Origin of the sequence: Streptomyces sp. NBC_00289, from assembly GCF_041435115.1 — a bacterium.
Taxonomy (GTDB): Bacteria; Actinomycetota; Actinomycetes; order Streptomycetales; family Streptomycetaceae; genus Streptomyces.
The window spans coordinates 3,604,856-3,628,089 of record NZ_CP108046.1; the positions used below are offsets into that span (position 1 = coordinate 3,604,856).

Sequence of the window (23,234 nt, forward strand, 5' to 3'; positions counted from 1 at the left end):
TTGCTCACCCGAATAGGGTGGGAAGGCTCCCCCGGTACGCCCCCCAGGTGCTCCGCCGGAACACCCCCCGCAGGACCCACCTCCCCACAGCCATCCGCCCACCCACGTTGACGCGGACAGGAGCGGTCATGCCCGCCACGCACCACTCGTCACCACCCCCGACACCGAGCACCGACGCACCCGCCGTGCGCCCGGTCGACGCCGGACCGCCGGCCCCGGAGAAACCCTCCGCGGGCGACACCGCCGGCATCGGGCGCATCCCCGCCCTCGACGTCCACCCGGTCGTCCAGCACGGGCGCAGGCCGGCCAAAGCCGTGACCGGAGAGACATTCGAGATTTCGGCGACCGTGTTCCGCGAGGGGCACGACGCCGTCGCCGCCAACGTCGTACTCAAGGATCCCCGGGGCCGGACCGGCCCCTGGACCCCCATGCGGGAACTCGCCCCGGGCACCGACCGCTGGGGTGCCACCGTCACCGTCGACGGTCCGGGCCGCTGGACCTACCTCGTGGAGGCCTGGGGCGATCCGGTCACCACCTGGCGCCACCACGCGCAGATCAAGATCCCGGCAGGACTGGACACGGACCTGGTCCTGGAGGACGGCGCGCGCCTGTACGAGCGGGCGGCAGCCGGCGTCCCCGGGCGCGCCGACCGGGCGGTGCTGCTCACCGCCGTCGACGCGCTGCGGGACGAGGCCCGCCCCACCGCCTCCCGTCTGGCGGCGGCGTTGACGCCGGAGATGGACGCGGTGCTGGCGCGGTATCCGCTGCGGGAGCATGTCAGTGCCTCCGAGACGCGGGAGCTGCTGGTGGAGCGGGAGCGGGCGCTGCACGGCGCCTGGTATGAGTTCTTCCCGCGTTCGGAGGGCACTCTCGAGCAGCCGCACGGCACGTTGCGTACCGCGGCCCGCCGGCTGCCGGCGATCGCCGGGATGGGTTTCGACGTCGTCTACCTGCCGCCGATCCATCCGATCGGCACGACGTTCCGCAAGGGCCGCAACAACACCCTGTCGGCCGGTGTGGAGGATGTCGGGGTGCCGTGGGCGATCGGCTCGCCGGAGGGCGGCCACGACGCGGTCCATCCGCGGCTGGGCACGATCGAGGACTTCGACTGGTTCGTCTCCCGGGCCCGCGGTCTGGGTCTGGAGGTGGCGCTGGACTTCGCGCTGCAGTGTTCCCCGGACCATCCCTGGGTGCACAAGCATCCGGAGTGGTTCCATCACCGTGCCGACGGCTCCATCGCGTATGCGGAGAACCCGCCGAAGAAGTACCAGGACATCTATCCGATCGCCTTCGACGCCGACATGGACGGGCTGGTCGCGGAGACGGTGCGGGTGCTGCGGTACTGGATGGGGCACGGGGTGCGGATCTTCCGGGTCGACAACCCGCACACCAAGCCGGTGGTGTTCTGGGAGCGGGTGATCGCGGAGATCAACGGCGCGGATCCGGACGTGGTGTTCCTGGCGGAGGCGTTCACCCGGCCGGCGATGATGCACACGCTGGCGCAGATCGGTTTCCAGCAGTCGTACACGTACTTCACCTGGCGCAACAGCAAGCAGGAGCTGACCGAGTACCTGACCGAGCTGTCGGGTGAGGCGGCCGCCTACATGCGGCCGAACTTCTTCGTGAACACGCCCGACATCCTGCCCGGCTACCTCCAGCACGGCGGCCGGCCCGCCTTCGAGGTCCGGGCCGTGCTGGCCGCCACCCTCTCCCCCACCTGGGGTGTCTACAGCGGCTACGAACTGTGCGAGAACGCCCCGCTGCGCGAGGGCGGCGAGGAATACCTCGACTCCGAGAAGTACCAGCTCAAACCCCGCGACTGGGACGCCGCCGAACGCGCCGGCCGCACCATCACCCCCCTCATCACCCGGCTGAACACCATCCGGCGGGCCAGCCCGGCCCTGCGCCAGCTGCGCGATCTGCACTTCCATCACGTGGACCAGGAGGCAGTGATCGCGTACTCGAAGCGGCGGGGCTCGAACACGGTTCTGGTGGTCGCCAACCTCGACCCCCACCACACCCAGGAGGCCACGGTCTCGTTGGACATGCCGCAACTCGGCCTGGACTGGCACGAGTCGGTGCCGGTGCGCGACGAGCTGACGGGTGAGACCTATCACTGGGGCAGGGCCAACTATGTACGCCTCGAACCGGGTACCCGACCCGCTCACGTCTTCACGGTTCTGCGACCGTCCAGCCCGCAGATCGGAGGGTCACCCGCAATATGATCTTCAACGAGCCCGTCCCGGACACCTTCGAGGACACCCCCGCCAAGGACCGCGACCCCGACTGGTTCAAACGCGCCGTCTTCTACGAGGTCCTGGTCCGCTCCTTCCAGGACAGCAACGGCGACGGCGTCGGTGACCTCAAGGGCCTGACCGCCAAGCTCGACTACCTGCAGTGGCTGGGCATCGACTGCCTGTGGCTGCCGCCCTTCTTCAAGTCACCCCTCCGGGACGGCGGCTACGACGTCTCGGACTACACCGCCGTCCTGCCCGAGTTCGGCGACCTCGCCGACTTCGTGGAGTTCGTCGACGCGGCCCACCACCGTGGCATGCGCGTCATCATCGACTTCGTCATGAACCACACCAGCGACCAGCACCCGTGGTTCCAGGAGTCCAGGAAGGACCCCGACGGGCCCTACGGCGACTACTACACGTGGGCCGACGACGACAAGCAGTACCCGGACGCCCGGATCATCTTCGTCGACACCGAGGCCTCCAACTGGACCTTCGACCCGGTCCGCAAGCAGTACTACTGGCACCGCTTCTTCTCCCACCAGCCGGACCTCAACTACGAGAACCCGGCCGTCCAGGAGGAGATGATCTCCGCGCTGCGGTTCTGGCTGGACCTCGGCATCGACGGTTTCCGGCTCGACGCCGTGCCGTACCTCTACCAGGAGGAGGGCACCAACTGCGAGAACCTTCCGGCGACCCACGACTTCCTGAAGCGGGTCCGGAAGGAGATCGACGCCTCCTACCCGGACACCGTGGTGCTGGCGGAGGCGAATCAGTGGCCCGAGGACGTCGTCGACTACTTCGGCGACTTCGAGGTCGGCGGCGACGAGTGCCACATGGCCTTCCACTTCCCCGTCATGCCACGCATCTTCATGGCCGTACGGCGCGAGTCGCGCTACCCCGTCTCCGAGATCCTCGCCAAGACCCCCGCCATCCCCTCCGGCTGCCAGTGGGGCATCTTCCTGCGCAACCACGACGAGCTGACCCTGGAGATGGTCACCGACGAGGAACGCGACTACATGTGGGCCGAGTACGCCAAGGACCCCCGCATGCGCGCCAACATCGGCATCCGCCGGCGGCTGGCCACCCTGCTGGACAACGACCGCAACCAGATCGAGCTGTTCACCGCGCTGCTGCTGTCCCTGCCCGGCTCGCCGATCCTGTACTACGGCGACGAGATCGGCATGGGCGACAACATCTGGCTCGGCGACCGCGACGCCGTCCGCACCCCCATGCAGTGGACCCCCGACCGCAACGCCGGCTTCTCCTCCTGCGACCCCGGACGGCTCTACCTCCCCACCATCATGGACCCGGTCTACGGCTACCAGGTCACCAACGTCGAGGCCTCGATGTCCTCGCCCTCCTCGCTCCTGCACTGGACCCGGCGCATGATCGAGATCCGCAAACAGAACCACGCCTTCGGCCTCGGCTCCTACACCGAACTGCCCTCCTCCAACCCCGCCGTCCTCGCCTTCCTGCGCGAGTACGAGGACGACCTGGTCCTGTGCGTGCACAACTTCTCCCGGTTCGCACAGCCGACGGAGCTGGATCTGAGCGCGTTCAACGGGCGGCATCCGGTCGAGCTGTTCGGCGGGGTCCGGTTCCCCGCCATCGGTGACCTGCCGTACCTGCTGACCCTCGCGGGCCACGGCTTCTACTGGTTCCGGCTGCGCAGGGACACCGCGTAGCACGCCCGCCGAACCCGGGCGGGGCGGTTTCCGCCGCCCCGCCCGGGGCACCGCATCAGTAACACCCCGACCCCCCGGGGAAAGGACGCGACGCCCATGTCGGAAGCCGTCATCCATACCGCCACCGCCAGTCCCGGCCTCCTGGCGTCTCTGGATCCACTGCTGCGGGAGTGGCTGCCGCGGCAGCGCTGGTTCGCGGGCAAGGGACGTCCGGTCACCGAGTTCTCGCTGGTCGCGGCCACGGAGCTGGTGCCGGCCGGCGGAAAGCTGAGCCTGCACCACCTGCTGGTGCGTGCCCATCAGCCGGACATGCTGGGCGGCTCCGCGCACCCGGGTGACTGCTACCAGCTCCTGATAGGCGAGCGCGAGGCGCTGCCACCTCGGCTGGCGCCCGCGCTGATCGGACACGCACAGAAGGGCCCGTTCGCCGGACACACGGTGTACGACGCCCTGCACGACTCCCGGCCCGCCGAACTGCTCCTGGAGGCCCTGCGCACCGGGGCCAGGATCGGCGGGCTGCGCTTCGAGCGGGACCCGCACCAGGAGATACGCGACGGGCTGGTGCCCCGCCTGATGACCGCCGAGCAGTCCAACTCGTCGGTCGTCTATGGAGATACGTTCATCCTCAAGCTGCTGCGCCGGATCGTGCCCGGCGTCAACCCCGACCTGGAACTGCCGCTGGCGCTGGCCCGGGAGGGCTGCCCGCGGGTGCCCGCGCCGACGGGCTGGCTGCGGGCGGAGCTGGCCGGACAGTCGTACACCCTGGGGGTGATGCAGCCCTTCGTGCAGGGCGCCTCCGACGGCTGGGAGCTGGCGCTGCGCGAACTGGCCAAGGGCGAGGACTTCGGCGCCGAGGCACGCGAACTCGGCCGGGCCACCGCCGAGGTGCACACGGCACTCGCCCGGGTACTGCCCACCGTCACCCTCGGCCACGGTCGGCTACGGATGCTGGTCGACGGCATGATCGAACGCCTCGACCTCGCCGCACAGGCGGTGCCCGCGCTACGGCCGTACGCCCCCGGACTGCGCTCCGCCTTCACCGCCCTGGCCGACCTGGCCGAAGAGGGCCGCACCTGGACCGCCCAGCGCATCCACGGCGACCTGCACCTCGGCCAGTGCCTGCGTTCGGCGGCCGGGCAGTGGTCCCTGATCGACTTCGAGGGCGAGCCGTCCAAGCCGCTGGCCGAGCGCCGGATGCCCCAGCCGACCGGGCGGGACATCGCCGGGATGCTGCGCTCCTTCGACTACGCGGCCCACTCCGCGGACGCGCCCGTACCGGGCTGGGCCGAGACCTGCCGTGCCGCGTACTGCTCCGGGTACGCGGACGTGAGCGGGCGCGATCCACGCACCGACCCGGTGCTGCTGCGCGCCTACGAGACGGACAAGGCCGTCTACGAAGTGCTCTACGAGGCCCGGCACCGTCCAGACTGGCTCCCGGTGCCGCTGTCCGCGGTACGCCGCCTCGCCTCACCCGACCTGTCCTGACCTCACCCCGCGCCCAGGAGGCACCACCCGTGACGCCCCGCCCCCCGTCCAGTGGTCCGGATCCGAAGAAGACGGCCGAGGAAGGCACAGCCGCGCAGCCGGCCGCCGAGCAGAAGAAGAGGTCCGCGAAGAAGGCCGTCGAGAAGCGTGTGGAGAAGACCGCGGAGACGGCCGTCAGGGCCGTGAAGAAGGCCGCCGGCAAGACGGTCGAGGCGGCGACCGGGGAGAAGAAGACCCCGGCGAAGACGGCCGGGAAGACGGCGGCGGCGAAGAAGACGGCACCGGAGAAGACCGCCGCGAAGAAGGCGACCAAGAAGTCGGTGGCCAGGACGGCGGCTGTCTCCGGCACACCGGAGACCAGGACGGTCGTCGCGAAGAAGGCCGTGAAGAAGAAGGCGGCGCCGGAGAAGTCCGCGGCGAAGGAGCCCACCGCGAAGAAGGCGGTGGCCAGGAAGACCGCGGGTGACAAGGGCGGGGTGAAGAAGACGGTCGCGAAGAAGGCGACCACGAGGAAGGCGGTGGCGAGGAAGGCGGCAGCCGAGCCGGCTGTGGCGCTTCCGGAAGCGGGGGCCGTGACGGCGGCGGAGGCACCCGCCACGACCGCTGCCACCACCCCTGCCGCCGCCGCGTCCACGCCCGTCGTGGAGTCCGGCGAGCCCGGCGCCGCGGCGCCCCCGTTCTCCCCCGCCCTCGACGTCGGCGACCGCTGGCGGCTGCTCGACGGGGCGCACCACGCTCCGCACTCCGTGCTCGGCGCGCATCCGGCGCCGGGTGGCGGGGTCGTCTTCCGGGCGTTCCGGCCGTACGCGCTGTCGGTGGCCGTCGTCGTCGGGGACGCACGGGACGAGCTGGACAACGACGGCGACGGCTTCTTCTCCGGGGTGCTGCCGCTCGCGTCGGTCCCCGAGTACCGCTTCCTCGTGACGTACGAGGAGACGACCCAGGAGGTCGAGGACGCGTACCGCTTCCTGCCCGCGCTCGGCGACCTCGACCTGCACCTGATCGGCGAGGGCCGGCACGAGGAGCTGTGGAAGGCGCTGGGCGCCGAGCCGATGACGCACCAGGGCGTGGCCGGTACCCGCTTCACGGTGTGGGCGCCGAACGCGCGGGGCGTGCGGGTGGCCGGCACCTTCAACTTCTGGAACGCCACCGGGCATCCCATGCGCTCGCTCGGCGGGACCGGTGTGTGGGAGCTGTTCGTGCCCGGCGTCGGCGAGGGCGAGCTGTACAAGTTCGAGATCACCCGGCCCGACGGTTCCAAGACCCTGCGCGCCGACCCGATGGCGCGCCGTACGGAGGTGCCGCCCGCGACGTCCTCCGTGATCCACACCTCGCGCTACACGTGGCAGGACGACGAGTGGCTGGCCCGCCGCGCCGACCGGCCGGCCCACAAGGCGCCCTTCTCCGTGTACGAGGTGCACCTGCCCTCCTGGCGGCCGGGACTGACGTACCGGCAGCTGGCGGAGGAACTGCCCGCGTACGTACGGGATCTGGGCTTCACGCACGTGGAGCTGATGCCGGTCGCCGAGCACCCCTTCGGCGGCTCCTGGGGCTACCAGGTCACCGGGTTCTACGCCCCCACCGCACGGCTCGGCGACCCCGACGACTTCAGGTACCTGGTCGACGCCCTCCACCGGGCCGGCATCGGCGTGCTCATGGACTGGGTGCCGGCCCACTTCCCGCGTGACGCCTGGGCGCTCGCCGAGTTCGACGGCCGCCCGCTGTACGAGCACGAGGACCCGCTGCGCTCCGCCCACCCGGACTGGGGCACCCTCGAGTTCGACTACGGCCGGCGCGAGGTACGCAACTTCCTCGTCGCGAACGCCGTGTACTGGTGCGAGGAGTTCCACATCGACGGCCTGCGCGTGGACGCCGTCGCCTCGATGCTCTACCTCGACTACTCGCGCGAGCCGGGCCAGTGGGTGCCGAACGAGCACGGCGGCCGGGAGAACCTGGACGCGGTGGCGTTCCTTCAGGAGATGAACGCGACCGTGTACCGGCGGGTTCCGGGCGTGGTGACGGTCGCCGAGGAGTCCACGGCGTGGGACGGCGTCACCCGTGCCACCCACCACATGGGCCCGGGCGGCTTCGGAGGTCTCGGCTTCGGGCTGAAGTGGAACATGGGCTGGATGCACGACTCGCTCGACTACATGAGCCACGAGCCGGTGCACCGCAAGTACCACCACGGCGAGATGACGTTCTCGATGGTGTACGCGTACAGCGAGAACTACGTCCTGCCCATCTCGCACGACGAGGTCGTGCACGGCAAGGGCTCGCTGGTGTCGAAGATGCCCGGCGACTGGTGGCAGCAGCGGGCCAACCTGCGGGCGTACCTGGCGTTCATGTGGGCCCATCCCGGCAAGCAACTCCTCTTCATGGGGCAGGAGTTCGCCCAGGGCGCCGAGTGGTCCGAGGCGCGCGGCCCGGACTGGTGGCTGCTCGACCCCGAGTACGGGGCGGAGGCGGACCACCGGGGCGTCAGGGACCTGGTCCGCGACCTCAACACCGTCTATCTGCACACGCCGGCCCTGTGGCAGCAGGACACCGATCCGGCCGGCTTCCAGTGGGTGGTGGGCGACGCCGCCGAGGACAACGTCTTCGCGTTCCTGCGCTACGACACGGAAGGCACCCCGCTGCTGGCGGTGTCGAACCTCGCCCCGGTCGTCCGCCACGACTACCGCCTCGGCGTCCCCGACGACATCCCGGCCTGGCACGAGGCCCTCAACACCGACACCGGCAGGTACGGCGGCAGCGACGTCCACAACCCCGACCCGATAAAACCGGAACCGCAGGGCTGGCACGGCCGCCCGGCCAGCATCAGGCTCACCCTGCCCCCACTGTCGACGGTGTGGCTGCGCCCGGCGTAAGGGCCGCTTTCAGCCCGTCCGGCGCTTGAGGAAGCCCGTCCGGCGCTTGAGGACGAGGCCCTTCGGGCCGAAGCGGGGTCTGGGGGCGCAGCCCCCAGGGACGGGAAGGGAAGGGGCGGCGGGGGCGAGAACCCTCACCGCTCCCCGAACGAGACGCTCACCGCACCGGCCGTGCGCAGACGGTGATGGTGACCGGAACCGTCACGTCGCTAGGCCATGGCGTCGGCCAGCGCCTTCGGCAACGTCCCGGTGTGCAGCACCCCCAGCCGCTGCGTGGCCCGTGTCAGCGCCACGTACAGGTCGCTGGTCCCGTACCGTCCCGGCTCCACCACGAGCACGGAGTCGAACTCCAGCCCCTTGGCCTGCCGTGGGTCGAGCAGGACGACGGTCCGGGTGAGGTCCGGCTCGGCGCCCGCCGTCACGCCGTCCAGCCGTGCGGCCAGCTTCCGGTGCAGGTCGCGCGGGGCGATCACGGCGAGCCGGCCCTCGGCCGGGGTCAGTTCCCCGACGGCCTTGGCCACCGCGCCGGGCAGGTCGTCGGTGGCGCGCACCCACGGCCGTACCCCCGTCGACCGCACCGAACTCGGCGGTTCGAAGCCGGGGTTCTCCGCGCGGACCACCGCCGCCGCCACGTCCATGATCTCGGCGGGGGTGCGGTAGTTGACGCCGAGGCGGGTGTGCTCCCAGCGGCCGCCGACATAGGGCTCGAGGATGTCCGCCCAGGAGCCCACACCGGCCGCCTCCGCGGTCTGCGCGGGGTCGCCGACCAGGGTCATCGAGCGGGTCGGGCTGCGCCGCATGAGCAGCCGCCAGGCCATCGGTGACAGTTCCTGCGCCTCGTCGACGATGATGTGCCCGAACGCCCAGGTGCGGTCGGCGGCCGCACGCTCGGCGGCGCTGCGGTGGTCGTCCTCCTCGTGGCGCTCGGCGAAGCGGTCGGCGTCGATGATGTGGTGCGCGGACAGGACTTCGGAGTCCTCCTCGTCCTTGTCGTCGAACTCGTAGGTGCGGGAGGCGAAGGAGACGTCGAGGACGCCCTGCGCGTAGGCGACCTGCGTCTCGCGTTCGCGTTCCGCGCGCGCCCGCGCCACCCGGCCGTCCTCGCCCAGCAGTTCGGCCGCCTCGTCCAGCAGTGGTACGTCCGCCACGGTCCACGCCCGCGTCACCGGACGGCGGACGGCGGCCGCGTCGTCCTCGCCGAGGTACCCCTCGGGGGCGGCGAGGAAGTCCCGGACCAGCCGCCGCGGGGTCAGCCGCGGCCACAACCGGTCGATGGCGGACCAGACTTCGGGGTTCTCGGCGAGTTCGTCGCGGATCTGGGTGATGTCACTCGGGTCGAGCATGTTCGTGCCGTCGTAGGGGTCGGTGCCGATGCGTTCGGCGACCATGTCGGTGAGCGTGTTGAGGATGTGCCCCTCGAAGTGCTCGCGGGCCACGTTGTGCGGCAGCCGCGCCTCCCGGGTGCGTTCGCGGGCGACGTTCACCAGGCCGTCGTCGAGCATCAGGACCTCACGGTCGTGCTCGATGGCGATCACCGGGTCGGGCAACTCCTGCCGGTCCCGTACGACCTCGGCGAGGACGTCCGCCATGGCGGCGCGGCCCTTGACGGCGGCCGCCCGCGGCGTGTCCGTCGCCGTCGCCTTCACGCCGGGGAACAGCTCGCCGACCGTCGCGAGGAGCACGCCGGTCTCGCCCAGCGAGGGCAGCACCTCCCCGATGTAGCCGAGGAAGGCGGGGTTGGGACCGACGATCAGGACGGCCCGCTTGGCGAGCAGCTCCCGGTGTTCGTACAGCAGGTAGGCCGCCCGGTGCAGGGCGACGGCCGTCTTGCCGGTGCCCGGGCCGCCCTCCACCACCAGCACCCCGCGATGCGGGGCCCGGATGATCTCGTCCTGCTCGGCCTGGATGGTCTGCACGATGTCGCTCATCCGGCCGGTGCGCGCCGAGTCGAGCGCGGCGAGCAGCACGGCGTCGCCGGTCGGGTCCTCGTGGCCGGTGCGGGTGGCGTCACCGAGGTCGAGGATCTCGTCGTGCAGGGCGGTGACCCGGCGCCCCTCGGTGGTGAGGTGCCGGCGGCGGCGCAGGCCCATCGGGGTGTGGCCGGTGGCGAGGTAGAAGGGGCGGGCGACGTCGGCCCGCCAGTCGATCAGGATCGGGGTGCGCTCGGTGTCGTCGCCGCGCAGGCCGATGCGGCCGATGTGGTGGCTGACGCCCGAGGTGAGGTCGATGCGGCCGAAGCAGAGCGAGCCGTCCACCGCGTTCAGCGCGGCGAGCAGGCCCGACCGCTCGGCGACCAGGATGTCCCGTTCCAGGCGGGCCTGCATGGGCGTGTTGCCCTGGGCGAGCGCGTCCGTGACGGCGCCCTCGGTGTCGCCGCGCAGCGCGTCCACACGGGCGTACAGCCCGTCGACGAATTCCTGCTCGCGCTGCAATTCACTGTCTGGAAAGCCGGTGTTTGACAATTCCGCTCCCGCCCGGATATACTGTGGTCACTGAACTTCTTTGCGACTGAACTCCCGTGAAGTCGCGAACCATTAAATATACGCAGAGAAATCCCCCGAGCGCAATTGCTCGGGGGATTTCTTTATTTCCGGGCGGGGCTCGGAGTCATGTCAGAGGACGTCGGACAGCTCCTCGAGCAGCCGCCGCTTGGGCCGCGCCCCCACCATCGACTTCACCGGCTCGCCGGCTCTGAACACCATGAACGTCGGCATCGACAGCACCTGGTACGCGTTCGTCGTCGTCGGATTCGTGTCCACGTCCAGTTGTACGACCTTGAGCCGCTCGCCCTCCTCCGCGGCGAGGGCGGTGAGCACCGGCCCCATCTGTCTGCACGGTGGGCACCAGTCGGCGGTGAATTCCACCAGTACCGGTATATCCGCCCCGATCACCTCGGTCTCGAAGTCCGCGTCCGTCACCTCGGTCACGCCGGCCGCCCTGATCACTGTTTCCGCCCTCCCAGTTCACACCCGGGCTCCGGACCTCCCGGAGCCAGCGCCTCGGCGGCCAGCTCGTCCCGCGCCCGCTCGGCCCGCACCAGCTGCTCGCCGACCTTCGCCCGCACCGCGTGCAGTTCCCCGATCAGCGCGTCCAGCTCGTCGAGCTTGCGCCGGTAGACCGCGAGTGAGGCGGGACACGCGTCGCCCTCGGGATGCCCCGCCCGCAGACACTCCACGAACGGCCGCGTCTCCTCCAGGTCGAACCCGAAGTCCTGCAGCGTCCTGATCTGCCGCAGCAGCTTCAGGTCGTCCTCGTCGTACGTCCGGTACCCGTTGCCGCCCCGCCGTGCGGGCAGCAGCCCCCGGGACTCGTAGTACCGCAGCGTCCGCGTCGTGGTCCCGGCCCGTGCGGCCAGCTCGCCGATTCGCATGCGTACGAACGTAAGCCTTGACCCCGACGTCAAGGCAACAGCGGCGACGCGCGGAAGGGCCGCCCGCCGAAGAGGCGAGCGGCCCGGGAAACCCGTGCGGTGCGGAGAGGAGACCGGGCGGCTGAGCTACGGGGGAGTACTCAGCCGCCCGGAGACTGGCGGGGCGGGACCGGCGGGGTGGAGACCGGCGGGCCGGGCCCGACGCGGCCCGCCCGGGGGTCAGGCTCGGGCGAGTTCCTTCTCGCCGCCCTGCTCGGGCACCTCGACGGGGGCGTCCTGACCGTCGTCCAGGAGCGTCTTCTCGTCGAAGGGGATCTGTCCGGCGAGCACCTGGTCGACGCGCTCGCGGTCGATCTCCTTCGTCCAGGTCCCGATCAGGACGGTGGCGACGGCGTTGCCCGCGAAGTTCGTCAGGGCGCGGGCCTCGCTCATGAAGCGGTCGATGCCGACAATCAGGCCGATGCCGTCGACCAGGGCGGGCTTGTGCGACTGAAGGCCGCCGGCCAGCGTGGCCATACCCGCACCGGTGACACCGGCGGCGCCCTTGGAGGCGACGAACAGGAAGAGCAGCAGCGGGATCTGCTCACCGACCGACATCGGCGTACCCATGGCGTCGGCGATGAACAGGGACGCCATGGTCATGTAGATCATGGTGCCGTCGAGGTTGAAGGAGTAGCCCGTCGGGACCGTGATGCCGACCACCGGCTTGCTGACGCCCAGGTGCTCCATCTTCGCGATGAGCCGCGGCAGCGCGGACTCGGAGGAGGAGGTCGACAGGATCAGCAGGAACTCACGGCCCAGGTACCGGAACAGGGTGAGGATGTTCAGGCCCGCGATCAGGCGCAGCAGCGTGCCGAGCACGATGAAGACGAAGAGGAAGCAGGTGGCGTAGAAGCCGAGCATCAGCACGGCGAGGCTCTTGAGGGCGTCGACGCCCGCGGAGCCGACGACGGCGGCCATCGCGCCGAAGGCGCCAATCGGAGCGGCCCACATCACCATGGCGAGGATGCGGAAGACGAGCCGCTGGATGTGCTCGACACCGCGCAGAACCGGCTGTCCGGCCGGGCCCATGGCCTGCAGCGCGAAGCCGGCGAGCAGGGCGACGAGCAGGGTCTGCAGCACCTCGCCCTCGGTGAAGGCGGAGACGATCGTCATCGGGATGATGCCCAGCAGGAACTCGGTGGTGTCCTTGGCCTCGGCGTCGACCTGCGCGTGGCCGACGTCCTTGATCGCGTCGGTCACCGCGAGGCCGGTGCCCGGCTCCAGGATGTTGCCGACCACCAGGCCGATGCCCAGCGCGACCAGCGACATGATCGTGAAGTACAGCAGCGCGATACCGCCGACCGCGCCGACCTTGGCGGCCTTGCGTACCGAGCCGATGCCCAGCACGATCGTGCAGAAGATGATCGGCGAGATCATCATCTTGATCAGGTTGACGAAGCCCGTGCCCAGGGGCTTCAGCTCCACCGCGAAGTCCGGGGCGACCAGACCGACGGTGATGCCGATGGCCACCGCGACGATCACCGCGATGTAGAGATAGTGGGTGCGGTCCCGCTTGGCGCGGGGTGCGGCGGATGCCGTATCGGCTGCGCTGGTCACGGAGGCCCTCCTTGACGACGTCGTCGGCCTTACCGGCGTGCGGCTCACGTCCGGGGGTTTAGGGGAATGCCGTGACTATCCCGCGGTGTGTGAAGGCGGTCACCCTTCCGTTCATTTAGTTCACGCCGACATCGGAGGCAGACTGACCGCATGCGCCTCCCCGTCCCGAGACCCCGCAGCCTGGCCGGCCAGCTCTTCGCCATGCAGGCCGTGCTGATAGCGGTCCTCGTCGCCGGGTACGCGCTGTTCACCTACGTCAGCGACCGCAGCCAGGCCGAGGACGCGGCGGGCCGCCAGGCGGTGGCGGTGGCCCGGTCGGTCGCGGACGCCCCCTCCGTACGGGCGGCGATCGGCACCCCCGATCCCACGGCCGCCCTCCAGCCGTACGCGCTGCGGGTCCAGCGGGACACCGAGGTCGACTTCGTCACGATCATGAACCCGCAGGGCATCCGCTGGACCCACCCGGAGGCCGACCAGATCGGCCGGCACTTCCGCGGCAACATCGACCGGGCGCTGCGCGGCGACACCTTCACCGAGACGTTCACCGGCACCCTCGGCCCGTCGGTCCGGGCGGTCACCCCCATCGAGGACGACCACGAACAGATCATCGGCCTGGTCAGCGCCGGCATCAAGGTCGAGGCGATCAGCAAGCGGGTACAGGGCCAGGTGACGGCGCTGCTCGGCGTCGCGGCCGGCGCCCTCGCGCTGGGCGCGATCGGCACGTACGTGATCAACGCCCGGCTGCGCCGCCACACGCACGGCATGAACGCGGCCGAGCTCAGCCACATGCACGACTACCACCAGGCCGCGCTGCACGCCGTACGCGAGGGACTGCTGATGCTGGACGCGCAGTACCGTGTGGCGCTGGTCAACGACGGTGGACGGGAGTTGCTGGGGGTGAGCGACGACGTGGTGGGCACGTCCGTCGCGGACCTCGGGCTGCCGGCTCCGCTGACGGGCGCGCTGCTGGCGTCCGAGCCGAGGGTGGACGAGGTGCATCTGACGGCGGACCGCGTGCTGGTGGTGAACACCTCACCGGTGTCCGGCGGAGAGCGCCGCGGCACGGTCGTCACCCTGCGCGATGTGACCGAACTCCAGTCACTGATGGGTGAGTTGGACTCCGAGCGCGGGTTCACCCAGGCGCTCCGCTCACAGGCTCACGAGGCGGCGAACCGCCTGCACACGGTTGTCTCCCTGATCGAGCTGGGCCGCGCGGAGGAGGCGGTGGACTTCGCGACCGCCGAACTCGAACTGGCCCAGACCCTGACCGACCAGGTGGTCGCGGCGGTGGGCGAGCCGGTGCTCGCGGCCCTGCTGCTCGGCAAGACCGCCCAGGCCAACGAGCGGGGCGTGGAGCTGGTGGTGTCGCAGGAGAGCAGCCTGGACGACGGCCTGCTCCCGGCCTCGCTGCCCGCCCGGGACCTGGTCACGATCCTCGGCAACCTGATCGACAACGCGGTGGACGCGGCGCAGGGCAGCGGGCGGGCGCGGGTGACGGTGACCGCGTACGCGGACGCCTCCTCGCTGGTGCTGCGGGTGTCGGACACGGGCGCGGGCGTCGACCCGGCCCACACCGAGACGGTCTTCCAGCGGGGCTTCTCGACGAAACCGGCGGGACCGGGCGGCCGGGGCCTGGGCCTCGCGCTGGTCCGCCAGACGGTGAACCGCCATGCCGGAACCCTGTCGGTCACGTCGGCCGAAGAGGGCGGCGCGCGGTTCGAGGTCCGGTTGGGACTGGGCGGGGACGCGGAGTCGGCGGGGGCTGCCGGGACGGCCGACGGCCGCACCACCCTCGTGACCGCGGAACCCGCCGTGACGCCCGGCGCGGCCGACGGCGCCGCCGTGGGCGGTCATGCCTCTGGAGGCGACGTATGACGACCGAGCAGCCCATCCGCGTTCTGGTCGTCGAGGACGATCCCGTCGCCGCCGACGCCCATGTGCTGTACGTCGGCCGGGTGCCGGGGTTCGTGGCGGTCGGCAAGGCCCACACCGGCGCGGAGGCGCGCCGCGCGCTGGAGCGGACGGCGGTGGACCTGCTGCTCCTGGATCTGCACCTGCCGGACGTGCACGGTCTCCAGCTGGCCCGCTCGCTGCGGGCGGCGGGTCATCAGGCGGACGTGATCGCCGTGACCTCGGCCCGTGATCTGACGGTTGTGCGGGAGGGCGTGTCGCTGGGCGTCGTCCAGTACGTCCTGAAGCCCTTCACGTTCGGCACGCTGCGCGACCGGCTGATCCGGTACGCGGAGTTCCACGCGGCCGCGGGCGAGGCCAGCGGCCAGGACGAGGTCGACCGGGCGCTGGCGACCCTCCGGGCACCGGGCCCGGCGGCCCTGCCGAAGGGACTGAGCGCGCCGACCCTGGAGCGGGTGACGGTGACCCTGCGGGACCGCTCGGAGGGGTACACGGCCGCGGGGATCGCGGAGACGGTGGGAATCTCCCGCATCACGGCCCGGCGGTACCTGGAACACCTGGTGGAGGCGGGCCGAGCCGAACGGAAGCCGCTCTACGGGCAGGTGGGCAGACCCGAGCTGGTGTACCGGTGGGTCCGGGCCCCGGGACCGAGCCGCTGAGCGGGCTCCCGGCCGCGACGAGGTGAGCCCGCGAGAAGTCCTGCCGCCGAGCTGATCCCCCCCTCCTCGCCGCCCGACGAGCGGGCGAGCACGACGTGTCGGGGGGCGCGGTCAAGGGGTGGGGAGCCGATCCGGACCCGGCCGGGGCCACGGGCGGGACGCGGAGGGTTCAATTCGCGCCGCGCTTTCCCGCCCCCCGGGCACCCCATCGCCGTACCGGACGGCCGTACGCCCCTTCGAGGTCCGCCCCCGTGGGCGACACCAGCGGCGTCGCGCCGGAGCCGGCCGGTGCGAACCGCCCGCGGCCGGACACCGCCGGACGCTCGCGAATATGCCGCTCTACCTTGCCATTCGCCGGTTGCGCGAAGAACGCACCCCTCTCCGGGGACCCGCGAGGCGGTCCGTCAGCCTGTTCGACAGCCGCCCACCCGGCCGACGGACGATCTCCGGCCAAACGCCGCGCACGGCCGGAACCGTACGTTCCTACAATGCGTGATCCTGGCCGAACAGACCGTAGTCACCGCGTCCCGTCGCGCCTACTTTGTGGCCCGTGCGCCGACCTTCAGCTCCGCCGAACCAGCCCGCTCCCCCCTTCGACGCCCCCGCCGCCCGCAGACTCCGTACCGCCCTCGGCATGGAACCCGAGCACGTCGCCTACGGCATGCGCGCCTCGTACGGGCTCTCGCATGTCACCCCGGGCCTCGTGATCAGCTGGGAGCGCGGGACCACCGCGCCCGCCGGTCTCGAACTGACCGCCCTGGCAGGCGTGTTGTGGTGTTCCCCCGGTGAACTCATCGGCAGACCGCGCACCCTGCGCGAGCACCGCCTCGCCCACGGCCTGGCGCCGGAGGACGTCGCCCGTATCGTCGGCCTGGAACTCCTGGCGTATCTCCACATGGAGGAGAACGACGAGTGGCGCGGCACCGAGCGCCAGTCCGCCGCGCTCGCCCGGCTGCTCGACCTCTCGCTCCCCGACTTCGTCAGCGTCACGGGACGCGACGCGCGGCTCGCCGAACTCCTGCGCAGTGCCGTGACCACACGCTGGCAGGCGTACGTCCGGCCGATCGCGAAAGCCGTGCCCCTGGACCGGCGTCTCCTGGAGGACACCCTCCACGAGCTGCACCAGGACTACCAGGGGCAGATGGCCGCCACCCTCAACTGGGGCGGCGGCAGGGCGGCGAGCGCGTCGAGCGACGCCGGCCGCGACTTCCTCGACCGGATCATCGAGCGCTTCTGGACGAACGTGGAGAACAACACCGGTTAGCGGCGCCCCCACCGTGCGGGCGCCGCCGGGACAGCCGCCTAGAACACCGACTCGGCCTCGTCCATCCGGTCCTTCGGCACCGTCTTCAGCTCGGTCACCGCCTCCGCGAGCGGCACCATCACGACGTCCGTCCCGCGCAGCGCCGTCATCCTGCCGAACTCACCGCGGTGCGCGGCCTCCACCGCGTGCCAGCCGAATCGGGTGGCGAGCACCCTGTCGTACGCGGTCGGTACGCCGCCGCGCTGGACGTGGCCGAGGATGACCGGCTTGGCCTCCTTGCCGAGCCGGCGCTCCAGCTCGTACGCCAGCGCCGTGCCGATGCCCTGGAAGCGCTCGTGGCCGAACGGGTCGATCTCGCCCTTGCCGTAGTCCATGGAGCCCTCGACCGGGTGCGCGCCCTCGGCCACGCAGACGACCGCGAACCGCTTGCCGCGGGCGAAGCGCTCCTCGACCATCTTGACCAGGTCGGCCGGGTCGAAGGGGCGCTCGGGCAGGCAGATGCCGTGCGCGCCGGCCGCCATGCCGGACTCCAGCGCGATCCAGCCCGCGTGCCGGCCCATGACCTCGACGACCATCACCCGCTGGTGGGACTCGGCGGTGGTCTTCAGCCGGTCCATCGCCTCGGAGGCGACCCCGACCGCCGTGTCGAAACCGAAGGTGCGGTCCGTCGAGGAGATGTCGTTGTCGATCGTCTTCGGGACGCCGACGACGGGCAGGCCCGCGTCGGCCAGCATCTTCGCCGCGGTGAGCGTGCCCTCGCCGCCGATCGGGATCAGCGCGTCGATGCCGAAGTCGCGCGCGATGTCGAGCGCGTTCGCGCAGGCCTCGCGCAGCCGGTCGCGCTCCAGGCGGGAGGAGCCGAGGATGGTGCCGCCGCGGGCCAGGATGCCGCTGACCGCGTCCAGGTCGAGGGTGCGGTAGTGGCCGTCGAGCAGGCCCGCGTAGCCGTCCTCGAAGCCGATGACCTCGTCGCCGTAGTTGTCGACCGCTCGGTGCACGACCGACCGGATCACTGCGTTCAGGCCAGGGCAGTCGCCGCCTGCCGTGAGAACTCCGATGCGCATCGTGCTGTGTCTCCTGCTCGCTGTTGAGACCGGTGAGCCGGTCCGATTCTTTCATGCCCCGGAGGACGATGTCGCTTCCGTCCTGTGCGTCCCGATCCGCCCTTTCCGATCCTCTGTCCTGACGGGCGCCTTAACCAGCGCCGGAGGTATTGTCAAGAGGGTTCTGCTCACCTCGGTGGGCGATTTTTATGAGCCCCCACACTCGCACTTCCCGCTCAAGACGGAACGGAGAGCACGCGTGACGCGCAGCGTGTACGTGACCGGTATCGACCGCGGCGACGGCCGCCAGGTCGTCGAGCTGGGGGTCATGGAACTCCTGACCCGCCAGGTCGACCGGGTGGGCGTCTTCCGCCCCCTCGTCCACGACGGGCCCGACCGCCTCTTCGAACTGCTGCGCGCCCGCTACCGCCTGTCGCAGGACCCGGCGACCGTCTACGGCATGGACTACCCCGAGGCGTCCGCCCTGCAGGCCGAGCAGGGCACCGACGAACTGGTGTCGGCGCTCGTCGACCGGTTCCATCTGGTGGCCCGCGACTACGACGTCGTGCTCGTCCTCGGCACCGACTTCGCCGCCACCCAGCTCCCCGACGAGCTGTCCCTGAACGCCCGGCTGGCCAACGAGTTCGGCGCCGCCGTCATCCCCGTGGTGGGCGGCCGGGGCCAGAGCACCGAGTCCGTGCTCGCCGAGACCCGCAACGCCTACCGTGCCTACGACGGCCTCGGCTGCGACGTCCTCGCCATGGTCACCAACCGGGTCGCCCGGGACGACCGGGACGAGATCGCCCGCCGGCTCGACTCCCGGCTCCCCGTCCCCTGCTACGTCGTGCCCGACGAGCCCGCCCTCTCCGCGCCCACCGTCGCGCAGATCTCCCAGGCCCTCGGGGCGAAGGTGCTGCTCGGCGACGACTCGGGGCTCGCCCGGGACGCGCTGGACTTCGTGTTCGGCGGCGCCATGCTGCCGAACTTCCTGCACGCCCTGACCCCGGGCTGCCTGGTCGTCACCCCGGGCGACCGCGCGGACCTGGTCGTCGGTTCGATGGCCGCGCACAGCGCCGGCACCCCGCCGATAGCGGGCCTGCTGCTGACCCTGGGGGAAGTGCCGAGCGACGAGGTCATGACCCTGGCCGCCCGCCTCGCCCCCGGCACCCCGGTGCTGTCGGTGGCCGGCAACAGCTTCCCCACCGCCGCCGAACTCTTCTCCCTGGAGGGGAAGTTGAACGCGGCCACCCCGCGCAAGGCGGAGACCGCGCTCGGGCTCTTCGAGCGGTACGTGGAGACCGAGGGACTGCTGAGGCGGGTCTCCACCCCCAGCAGCGACCGCGTGACACCCATGATGTTCGAGCACAAGCTGCTGGACCGGGCCCGCGCAGACCTGCGCCGGGTCGTGCTGCCCGAGGGCACCGAGGCGCGCGTGCTGCACGCCGCCGAGGTGCTGCTGCGCCGCGGCGTGTGCGACCTCACCCTCCTCGGCCCGGTCGACCAGATCCGCAAGAAGGCCGCCGACCTCGGCATCGACCTCGGCGAGACGCAGCTGATCGACCCGGCCACCAGCGAACTGCGCGACTCCTTCGCCGAGCAGTACGCCCGGCTGCGCGCCCACAAGGGGGTCACCGTGGAGCTGGCCTACGACGTCGTCTCCGACATGAACTACTTCGGCACGCTGATGGTGCAGGAGGGCCTCGCCGACGGCATGGTCTCCGGTTCCGTGCACTCGACGGCCGCGACCATCCGCCCGGCCTTCGAGATCATCAAGACCAGGCCTGACGCCGGCATCGTCTCGTCCGTCTTCTTCATGTGCCTCGCCGACAAGGTCCTCGTCTACGGCGACTGCGCGGTGAACCCCGACCCCGACGCCGAGCAGCTCGCCGACATCGCCGTCCAGTCGGCCGCCACCGCCGCGCAGTTCGGTGTCGAGCCGCGGATCGCGATGCTGTCGTACTCGACCGGTACGTCCGGCTCGGGCGCCGACGTCGACAAGGTGCGCCAGGCGACCGAGCTGGTCCGCTCCCGGCGGCCCGACCTGAAGATCGAGGGCCCCATCCAGTACGACGCCGCCGTGGAGCCGACGGTCGCCGAGACCAAACTGCCCGGCTCCGAGGTGGCCGGCCAGGCCAGCGTGCTGATCTTCCCTGACCTCAACACCGGCAACAACACGTACAAGGCCGTGCAGCGTTCGGCCGGCGCGATCGCGGTCGGGCCGGTGCTCCAGGGGCTGCGCAAGCCGGTCAACGACCTGTCCCGGGGCGCGCTCGTCCAGGACATCGTCAACACCGTCGCCATCACGGCGATCCAGGCCCAGTCCCCCAGCGAGAAGGCGACCGACCAGTGAGTGCGACCCGCGTCCTCGTCCTCAACTCCGGCTCCTCGTCGGTGAAGTACCAACTGCTCGACATGCGCGACAGCAGCCGCCTCGCCGTGGGGCTCGTCGAGCGCATCGGCGAGCGGGGCTCCCGGCTCCGGCACACGCCGGTGGCGCGGGGCGGCGAGATCCGCGAGTGGACCGCCCCGATCGCCGATCACGACGCGGCCCTGAAGTCCGTGGCGGAGGAACTGGCCCAGGACGGACTGGGGCTCGACTCGCCCGAACTGCTCGCGATCGGCCACCGAGTGGTGCACGGCGGCAAGTCGTTCACCGAGCCGACCGTCGTCGACGAGCGGGTGCTCGCCGAGATCGAGCGGCTGATCCCGGTGGCGCCCCTGCACAACCCGGCCAACCTCACCGGCATCCGTACGGCGCGGGCACTGCGGCCCGACCTGCCCCAGGTCGCCGTCTTCGACACCGCCTTCCACACCACGATGCCGGAGTCGGCCGCGCGCTACGCGATCGACGTGGAGACCGCCGACGCGCACCGGATCAGGCGGTACGGCTTCCACGGGACCTCACACGCGTACGTGTCACGGGCGACCGCGAAGCTGCTCGGCAGGGCGCCCGAGGACGTCAACGTGATCGTGCTGCACCTGGGCAACGGGGCGTCCGCCTCCGCCGTGCGGGGCGGAGTCTGCGTGGACACCTCCATGGGGCTGACGCCTTTGGAGGGGCTGGTGATGGGTACGCGCTCCGGAGACATGGACCCGGCCGTCATCTTCCATTTGATGCGAGTTGGCGGAATGTCAACGGACGAGATCGACACTCTTCTCAACAAGAGGAGCGGTCTGATCGGTCTGTGCGGGGACAACGACATGCGGGAGATCCGCCGCCGGGTCGAAGAAGGCGACGAACGGGCGGCGTTGGCCTTCGACATCTACATTCACCGGCTGAAGAAGTACATCGGCGCCTATTACGCCGTACTCGGCCGGGTGGACGCGATCGCCTTCACGGCCGGGGTGGGTGAGAACTCGGCGCCGGTGCGGGAGGCCGCCCTGGCCGGGCTGGAGGGGCTGGGCCTGGCGGTGGACGCCGAACTGAACGCCGTACGCGGCGCAGAACCGCGGCTGATCTCGCCCGCGCGGGCGCGGGTCGCCGTGGCCGTGGTGCCGACCGACGAGGAACTGGAGATCGCCAATCAGACCTACGCACTGGTCGGAAAGAGCCGCTGAGGAAATACACGGCAGTAACACGCCTGAGCGCAGACCCGCCCATTTGTATCTTCCACCAGACGGAATATTCCGTAGCGAAACAAACCGATAGGATCGCCTCATGCGCCGTTCGAAAATCGTCTGTACTCTCGGCCCCGCGGTCGACTCCCACGAGATGCTCGTGTCCCTGATCGAAGCCGGCATGAACGTTGCCCGCTTCAACTTCAGCCACGGCACCCACGCCGAGCACCAGGGCCGGTACGACCGTGTCCGGGCCGCCGCCAAGGAGACCGGCCGGGCCATCGGTGTCCTCGCCGACCTCCAGGGGCCGAAGATCCGCCTGGAGACCTTCGCCGAGGGGCCGGTCGAGCTGGAGCGCGGCGACGAGTTCGTCATCACCACCGAGGACGTGCCCGGCGACAAGCAGATCTGCGGGACGACGTACAAGGGTCTTCCCGGTGACGTCTCGCGCGGCGACCAGGTCCTGATCAACGACGGCAACGTCGAGCTGAAGGTCCTGGACGTCGAGGGTCCGCGGGTGAAGACGATCGTCATCGAAGGCGGTGTCGTCTCCGACCACAAGGGCATCAACCTGCCCGGCACGGCCGTGAACGTTCCGGCACTGTCCGAGAAGGACATCGAGGACCTGCGCTTCGCGCTGCGGATGGGCTGCGACCTGGTGGCGCTGTCCTTCGTCCGGGACGCCAAGGACGTCGCCGACGTCCACCGGGTCATGGACGAGGAGGGCCGCCGGGTCCCCGTCATCGCCAAGGTGGAGAAGCCGCAGGCGGTGGACAACATGGAGGACGTCGTGATGGCGTTCGACGGCGTGATGGTCGCCCGTGGCGACCTGGCCGTCGAGTACCCGCTCGAGCGGGTCCCCATGGTGCAGAAGCGTCTGATCGAGCTGTGCCGGCGCAACGCCAAGCCGGTGATCGTGGCGACCCAGATGATGGAGTCGATGATCACCAACTCCCGCCCGACCCGCGCCGAGGCGTCCGACGTCGCCAACGCGATCCTGGACGGCGCGGACGCGGTCATGCTGTCGGCGGAGTCCTCGGTCGGCGCTTACCCGATCGAGACCGTGAAGACGATGTCGAAGATCGTCGTCGCGGCCGAGCAGGAGCTGATGTCCAAGGGCCTGCAGCCGCTCGTCCCGGGCAAGAAGCCGCGCACGCAGGGCGGTTCGGTGGCCCGTGCCGCCTGCGAGATCGCGGACTTCCTCGGCGGCCGGGGCCTGGTCGCCTTCACCCAGTCCGGTGACACCGCCCGCCGCCTGTCGCGCTACCGCGCGGTCCAGCCGATCATCGCGTTCACCACCGACGAGGGCACCCGCAACCAGCTGACGCTCAGCTGGGGCGTGGAGTCGCACGTCGTGCCGTTCGTGAACAGCACCGACGAGATGGTCGACCTGGTCGACCAGGAGATCGCCAAGCTCAACCGCTTCAACCCGGGCGACATCTGCATCATCACGGCCGGTTCACCCCCCGGCGTCGCCGGCACCACCAACATGCTCCGCGTCCACCACCTGGGTGGCGGCGACGGCCCCAACTGACGGGCCGGTAAGAGCTCTTCCA

Annotated in this window: 15 protein-coding genes; 10 read left to right on the plus strand and 5 right to left on the minus strand. The window is 70.8% G+C overall.

Annotated elements, in window-relative coordinates; all coding sequences use genetic code 11:
• The first annotated feature begins 128 nt into the window (after positions 1-128).
• The 4 genes from OG985_RS16345 to glgB all read left to right on the plus strand — a co-directional run bounded on the left by OG985_RS16345 (position 129) and on the right by glgB (position 8,274).
• On the plus strand, positions 129-2,225 hold the full coding sequence (locus OG985_RS16345) for an alpha-1,4-glucan--maltose-1-phosphate maltosyltransferase (protein ID WP_371669065.1): 2,097 nt from the start codon (positions 129-131) through the stop codon (positions 2,223-2,225).
• Entirely contained in the window at positions 2,222-3,922 is a 1,701-nt protein-coding gene (gene treS, locus OG985_RS16350) for a maltose alpha-D-glucosyltransferase (protein ID WP_371669066.1), read from the plus strand. The genes OG985_RS16345 and treS overlap by 4 nt, the downstream gene beginning before the upstream one ends.
• A 96-nt stretch (positions 3,923-4,018) precedes the next feature.
• Complete coding sequence (locus OG985_RS16355) at positions 4,019-5,407, plus strand: maltokinase (protein ID WP_371669067.1); 1,389 nt, start codon at positions 4,019-4,021, stop codon at positions 5,405-5,407.
• Positions 5,408-5,436: 29 nt separating this feature from the next.
• Positions 5,437-8,274 carry a 1,4-alpha-glucan branching enzyme gene (glgB, locus tag OG985_RS16360; protein WP_371669068.1) on the plus strand — a complete coding sequence of 946 codons (2,838 nt, stop codon included), beginning with the start codon at positions 5,437-5,439 and terminating at the stop codon, positions 8,272-8,274.
• 209 nt (positions 8,275-8,483) lie between these two features.
• On the opposite strand, the gene OG985_RS16365 is transcribed toward glgB, so the two are convergent.
• The 4 genes from OG985_RS16365 to OG985_RS16380 all read right to left on the minus strand — a co-directional run bounded on the left by OG985_RS16365 (position 8,484) and on the right by OG985_RS16380 (position 13,243).
• Positions 8,484-10,736 (minus strand): UvrD-helicase domain-containing protein, encoded by a 2,253-nt coding sequence (locus OG985_RS16365; protein ID WP_371669069.1) that lies wholly within the window; start codon positions 10,734-10,736, stop codon positions 8,484-8,486.
• A gap of 150 nt (positions 10,737-10,886) precedes the next feature.
• Positions 10,887-11,201, minus strand: coding sequence for a thioredoxin family protein (locus OG985_RS16370; protein ID WP_371669070.1), 315 nt, complete (start codon positions 11,199-11,201; stop codon positions 10,887-10,889).
• 14 nt (positions 11,202-11,215) lie between these two features.
• On the minus strand, positions 11,216-11,644 hold the full coding sequence (locus tag OG985_RS16375) for a MerR family transcriptional regulator (RefSeq protein ID WP_371669071.1): 429 nt from the start codon (positions 11,642-11,644) through the stop codon (positions 11,216-11,218).
• Between the two features lie 219 nt (positions 11,645-11,863).
• Complete coding sequence (locus OG985_RS16380; protein WP_371669072.1) at positions 11,864-13,243, minus strand: cation:dicarboxylate symporter family transporter; 1,380 nt, start codon at positions 13,241-13,243, stop codon at positions 11,864-11,866.
• Positions 13,244-13,393: 150 nt separating this feature from the next.
• On the opposite strand from OG985_RS16380, the gene OG985_RS16385 reads away from it, so the two are divergent.
• The 3 genes from OG985_RS16385 to OG985_RS16395 all read left to right on the plus strand — a co-directional run bounded on the left by OG985_RS16385 (position 13,394) and on the right by OG985_RS16395 (position 17,077).
• Entirely contained in the window at positions 13,394-15,118 is a 1,725-nt protein-coding gene (locus OG985_RS16385; RefSeq protein WP_371669073.1) for an ATP-binding protein, read from the plus strand.
• Positions 15,115-15,813, plus strand: a complete 699-nt coding sequence (locus tag OG985_RS16390) for a response regulator (RefSeq protein ID WP_371669074.1) — start codon at positions 15,115-15,117, stop codon at positions 15,811-15,813. The genes OG985_RS16385 and OG985_RS16390 overlap by 4 nt, the downstream gene beginning before the upstream one ends.
• A 550-nt stretch (positions 15,814-16,363) precedes the next feature.
• Entirely contained in the window at positions 16,364-17,077 is a 714-nt protein-coding gene (locus tag OG985_RS16395; protein WP_371669075.1) for an XRE family transcriptional regulator, read from the plus strand.
• A 38-nt stretch (positions 17,078-17,115) separates the two neighbouring features.
• Here OG985_RS16395 and OG985_RS16400 read toward each other — a convergent pair whose 3' ends face one another.
• Positions 17,116-18,141, minus strand: a complete 1,026-nt coding sequence (locus tag OG985_RS16400) for an ATP-dependent 6-phosphofructokinase (protein ID WP_371669076.1) — start codon at positions 18,139-18,141, stop codon at positions 17,116-17,118.
• A 238-nt stretch (positions 18,142-18,379) separates the two neighbouring features.
• On the opposite strand from OG985_RS16400, the gene pta reads away from it, so the two are divergent.
• The 3 genes from pta to pyk all read left to right on the plus strand — a co-directional run bounded on the left by pta (position 18,380) and on the right by pyk (position 23,212).
• Positions 18,380-20,470 carry a phosphate acetyltransferase gene (pta, locus tag OG985_RS16405; RefSeq protein WP_371669077.1) on the plus strand — a complete coding sequence of 697 codons (2,091 nt, stop codon included), beginning with the start codon at positions 18,380-18,382 and terminating at the stop codon, positions 20,468-20,470.
• On the plus strand, positions 20,467-21,678 hold the full coding sequence (locus OG985_RS16410; protein ID WP_371669078.1) for an acetate kinase: 1,212 nt from the start codon (positions 20,467-20,469) through the stop codon (positions 21,676-21,678). The genes pta and OG985_RS16410 overlap by 4 nt, the downstream gene beginning before the upstream one ends.
• 100 nt (positions 21,679-21,778) lie before the next feature.
• On the plus strand, positions 21,779-23,212 hold the full coding sequence (gene pyk, locus OG985_RS16415; RefSeq protein WP_371669079.1) for a pyruvate kinase: 1,434 nt from the start codon (positions 21,779-21,781) through the stop codon (positions 23,210-23,212).
• The last annotated feature ends 22 nt before the right edge of the window (positions 23,213-23,234 follow it).

Bases quoted from the DNA above. Each gene is read 5' to 3' on its own strand.
- OG985_RS16345 (WP_371669065.1), top strand. From the start codon at position 129: ATGCCCGCCACGCACCACTCGTCACCACCCCCGACACCGAGCACCGAC.
- treS (WP_371669066.1), top strand. From the start codon at position 2,222: ATGATCTTCAACGAGCCCGTCCCGGACACCTTCGAGGACACCCCCGCC.
- OG985_RS16355 (WP_371669067.1), top strand. From the start codon at position 4,019: ATGTCGGAAGCCGTCATCCATACCGCCACCGCCAGTCCCGGCCTCCTG.
- OG985_RS16375 (WP_371669071.1), bottom strand. From the start codon at position 11,644: ATGCGAATCGGCGAGCTGGCCGCACGGGCCGGGACCACGACGCGGACG.
- OG985_RS16385 (WP_371669073.1), top strand. From the start codon at position 13,394: ATGCGCCTCCCCGTCCCGAGACCCCGCAGCCTGGCCGGCCAGCTCTTC.
- OG985_RS16390 (WP_371669074.1), top strand. From the start codon at position 15,115: ATGACGACCGAGCAGCCCATCCGCGTTCTGGTCGTCGAGGACGATCCC.
- OG985_RS16400 (WP_371669076.1), bottom strand. From the start codon at position 18,141: ATGCGCATCGGAGTTCTCACGGCAGGCGGCGACTGCCCTGGCCTGAAC.
- pyk (WP_371669079.1), top strand. From the start codon at position 21,779: ATGCGCCGTTCGAAAATCGTCTGTACTCTCGGCCCCGCGGTCGACTCC.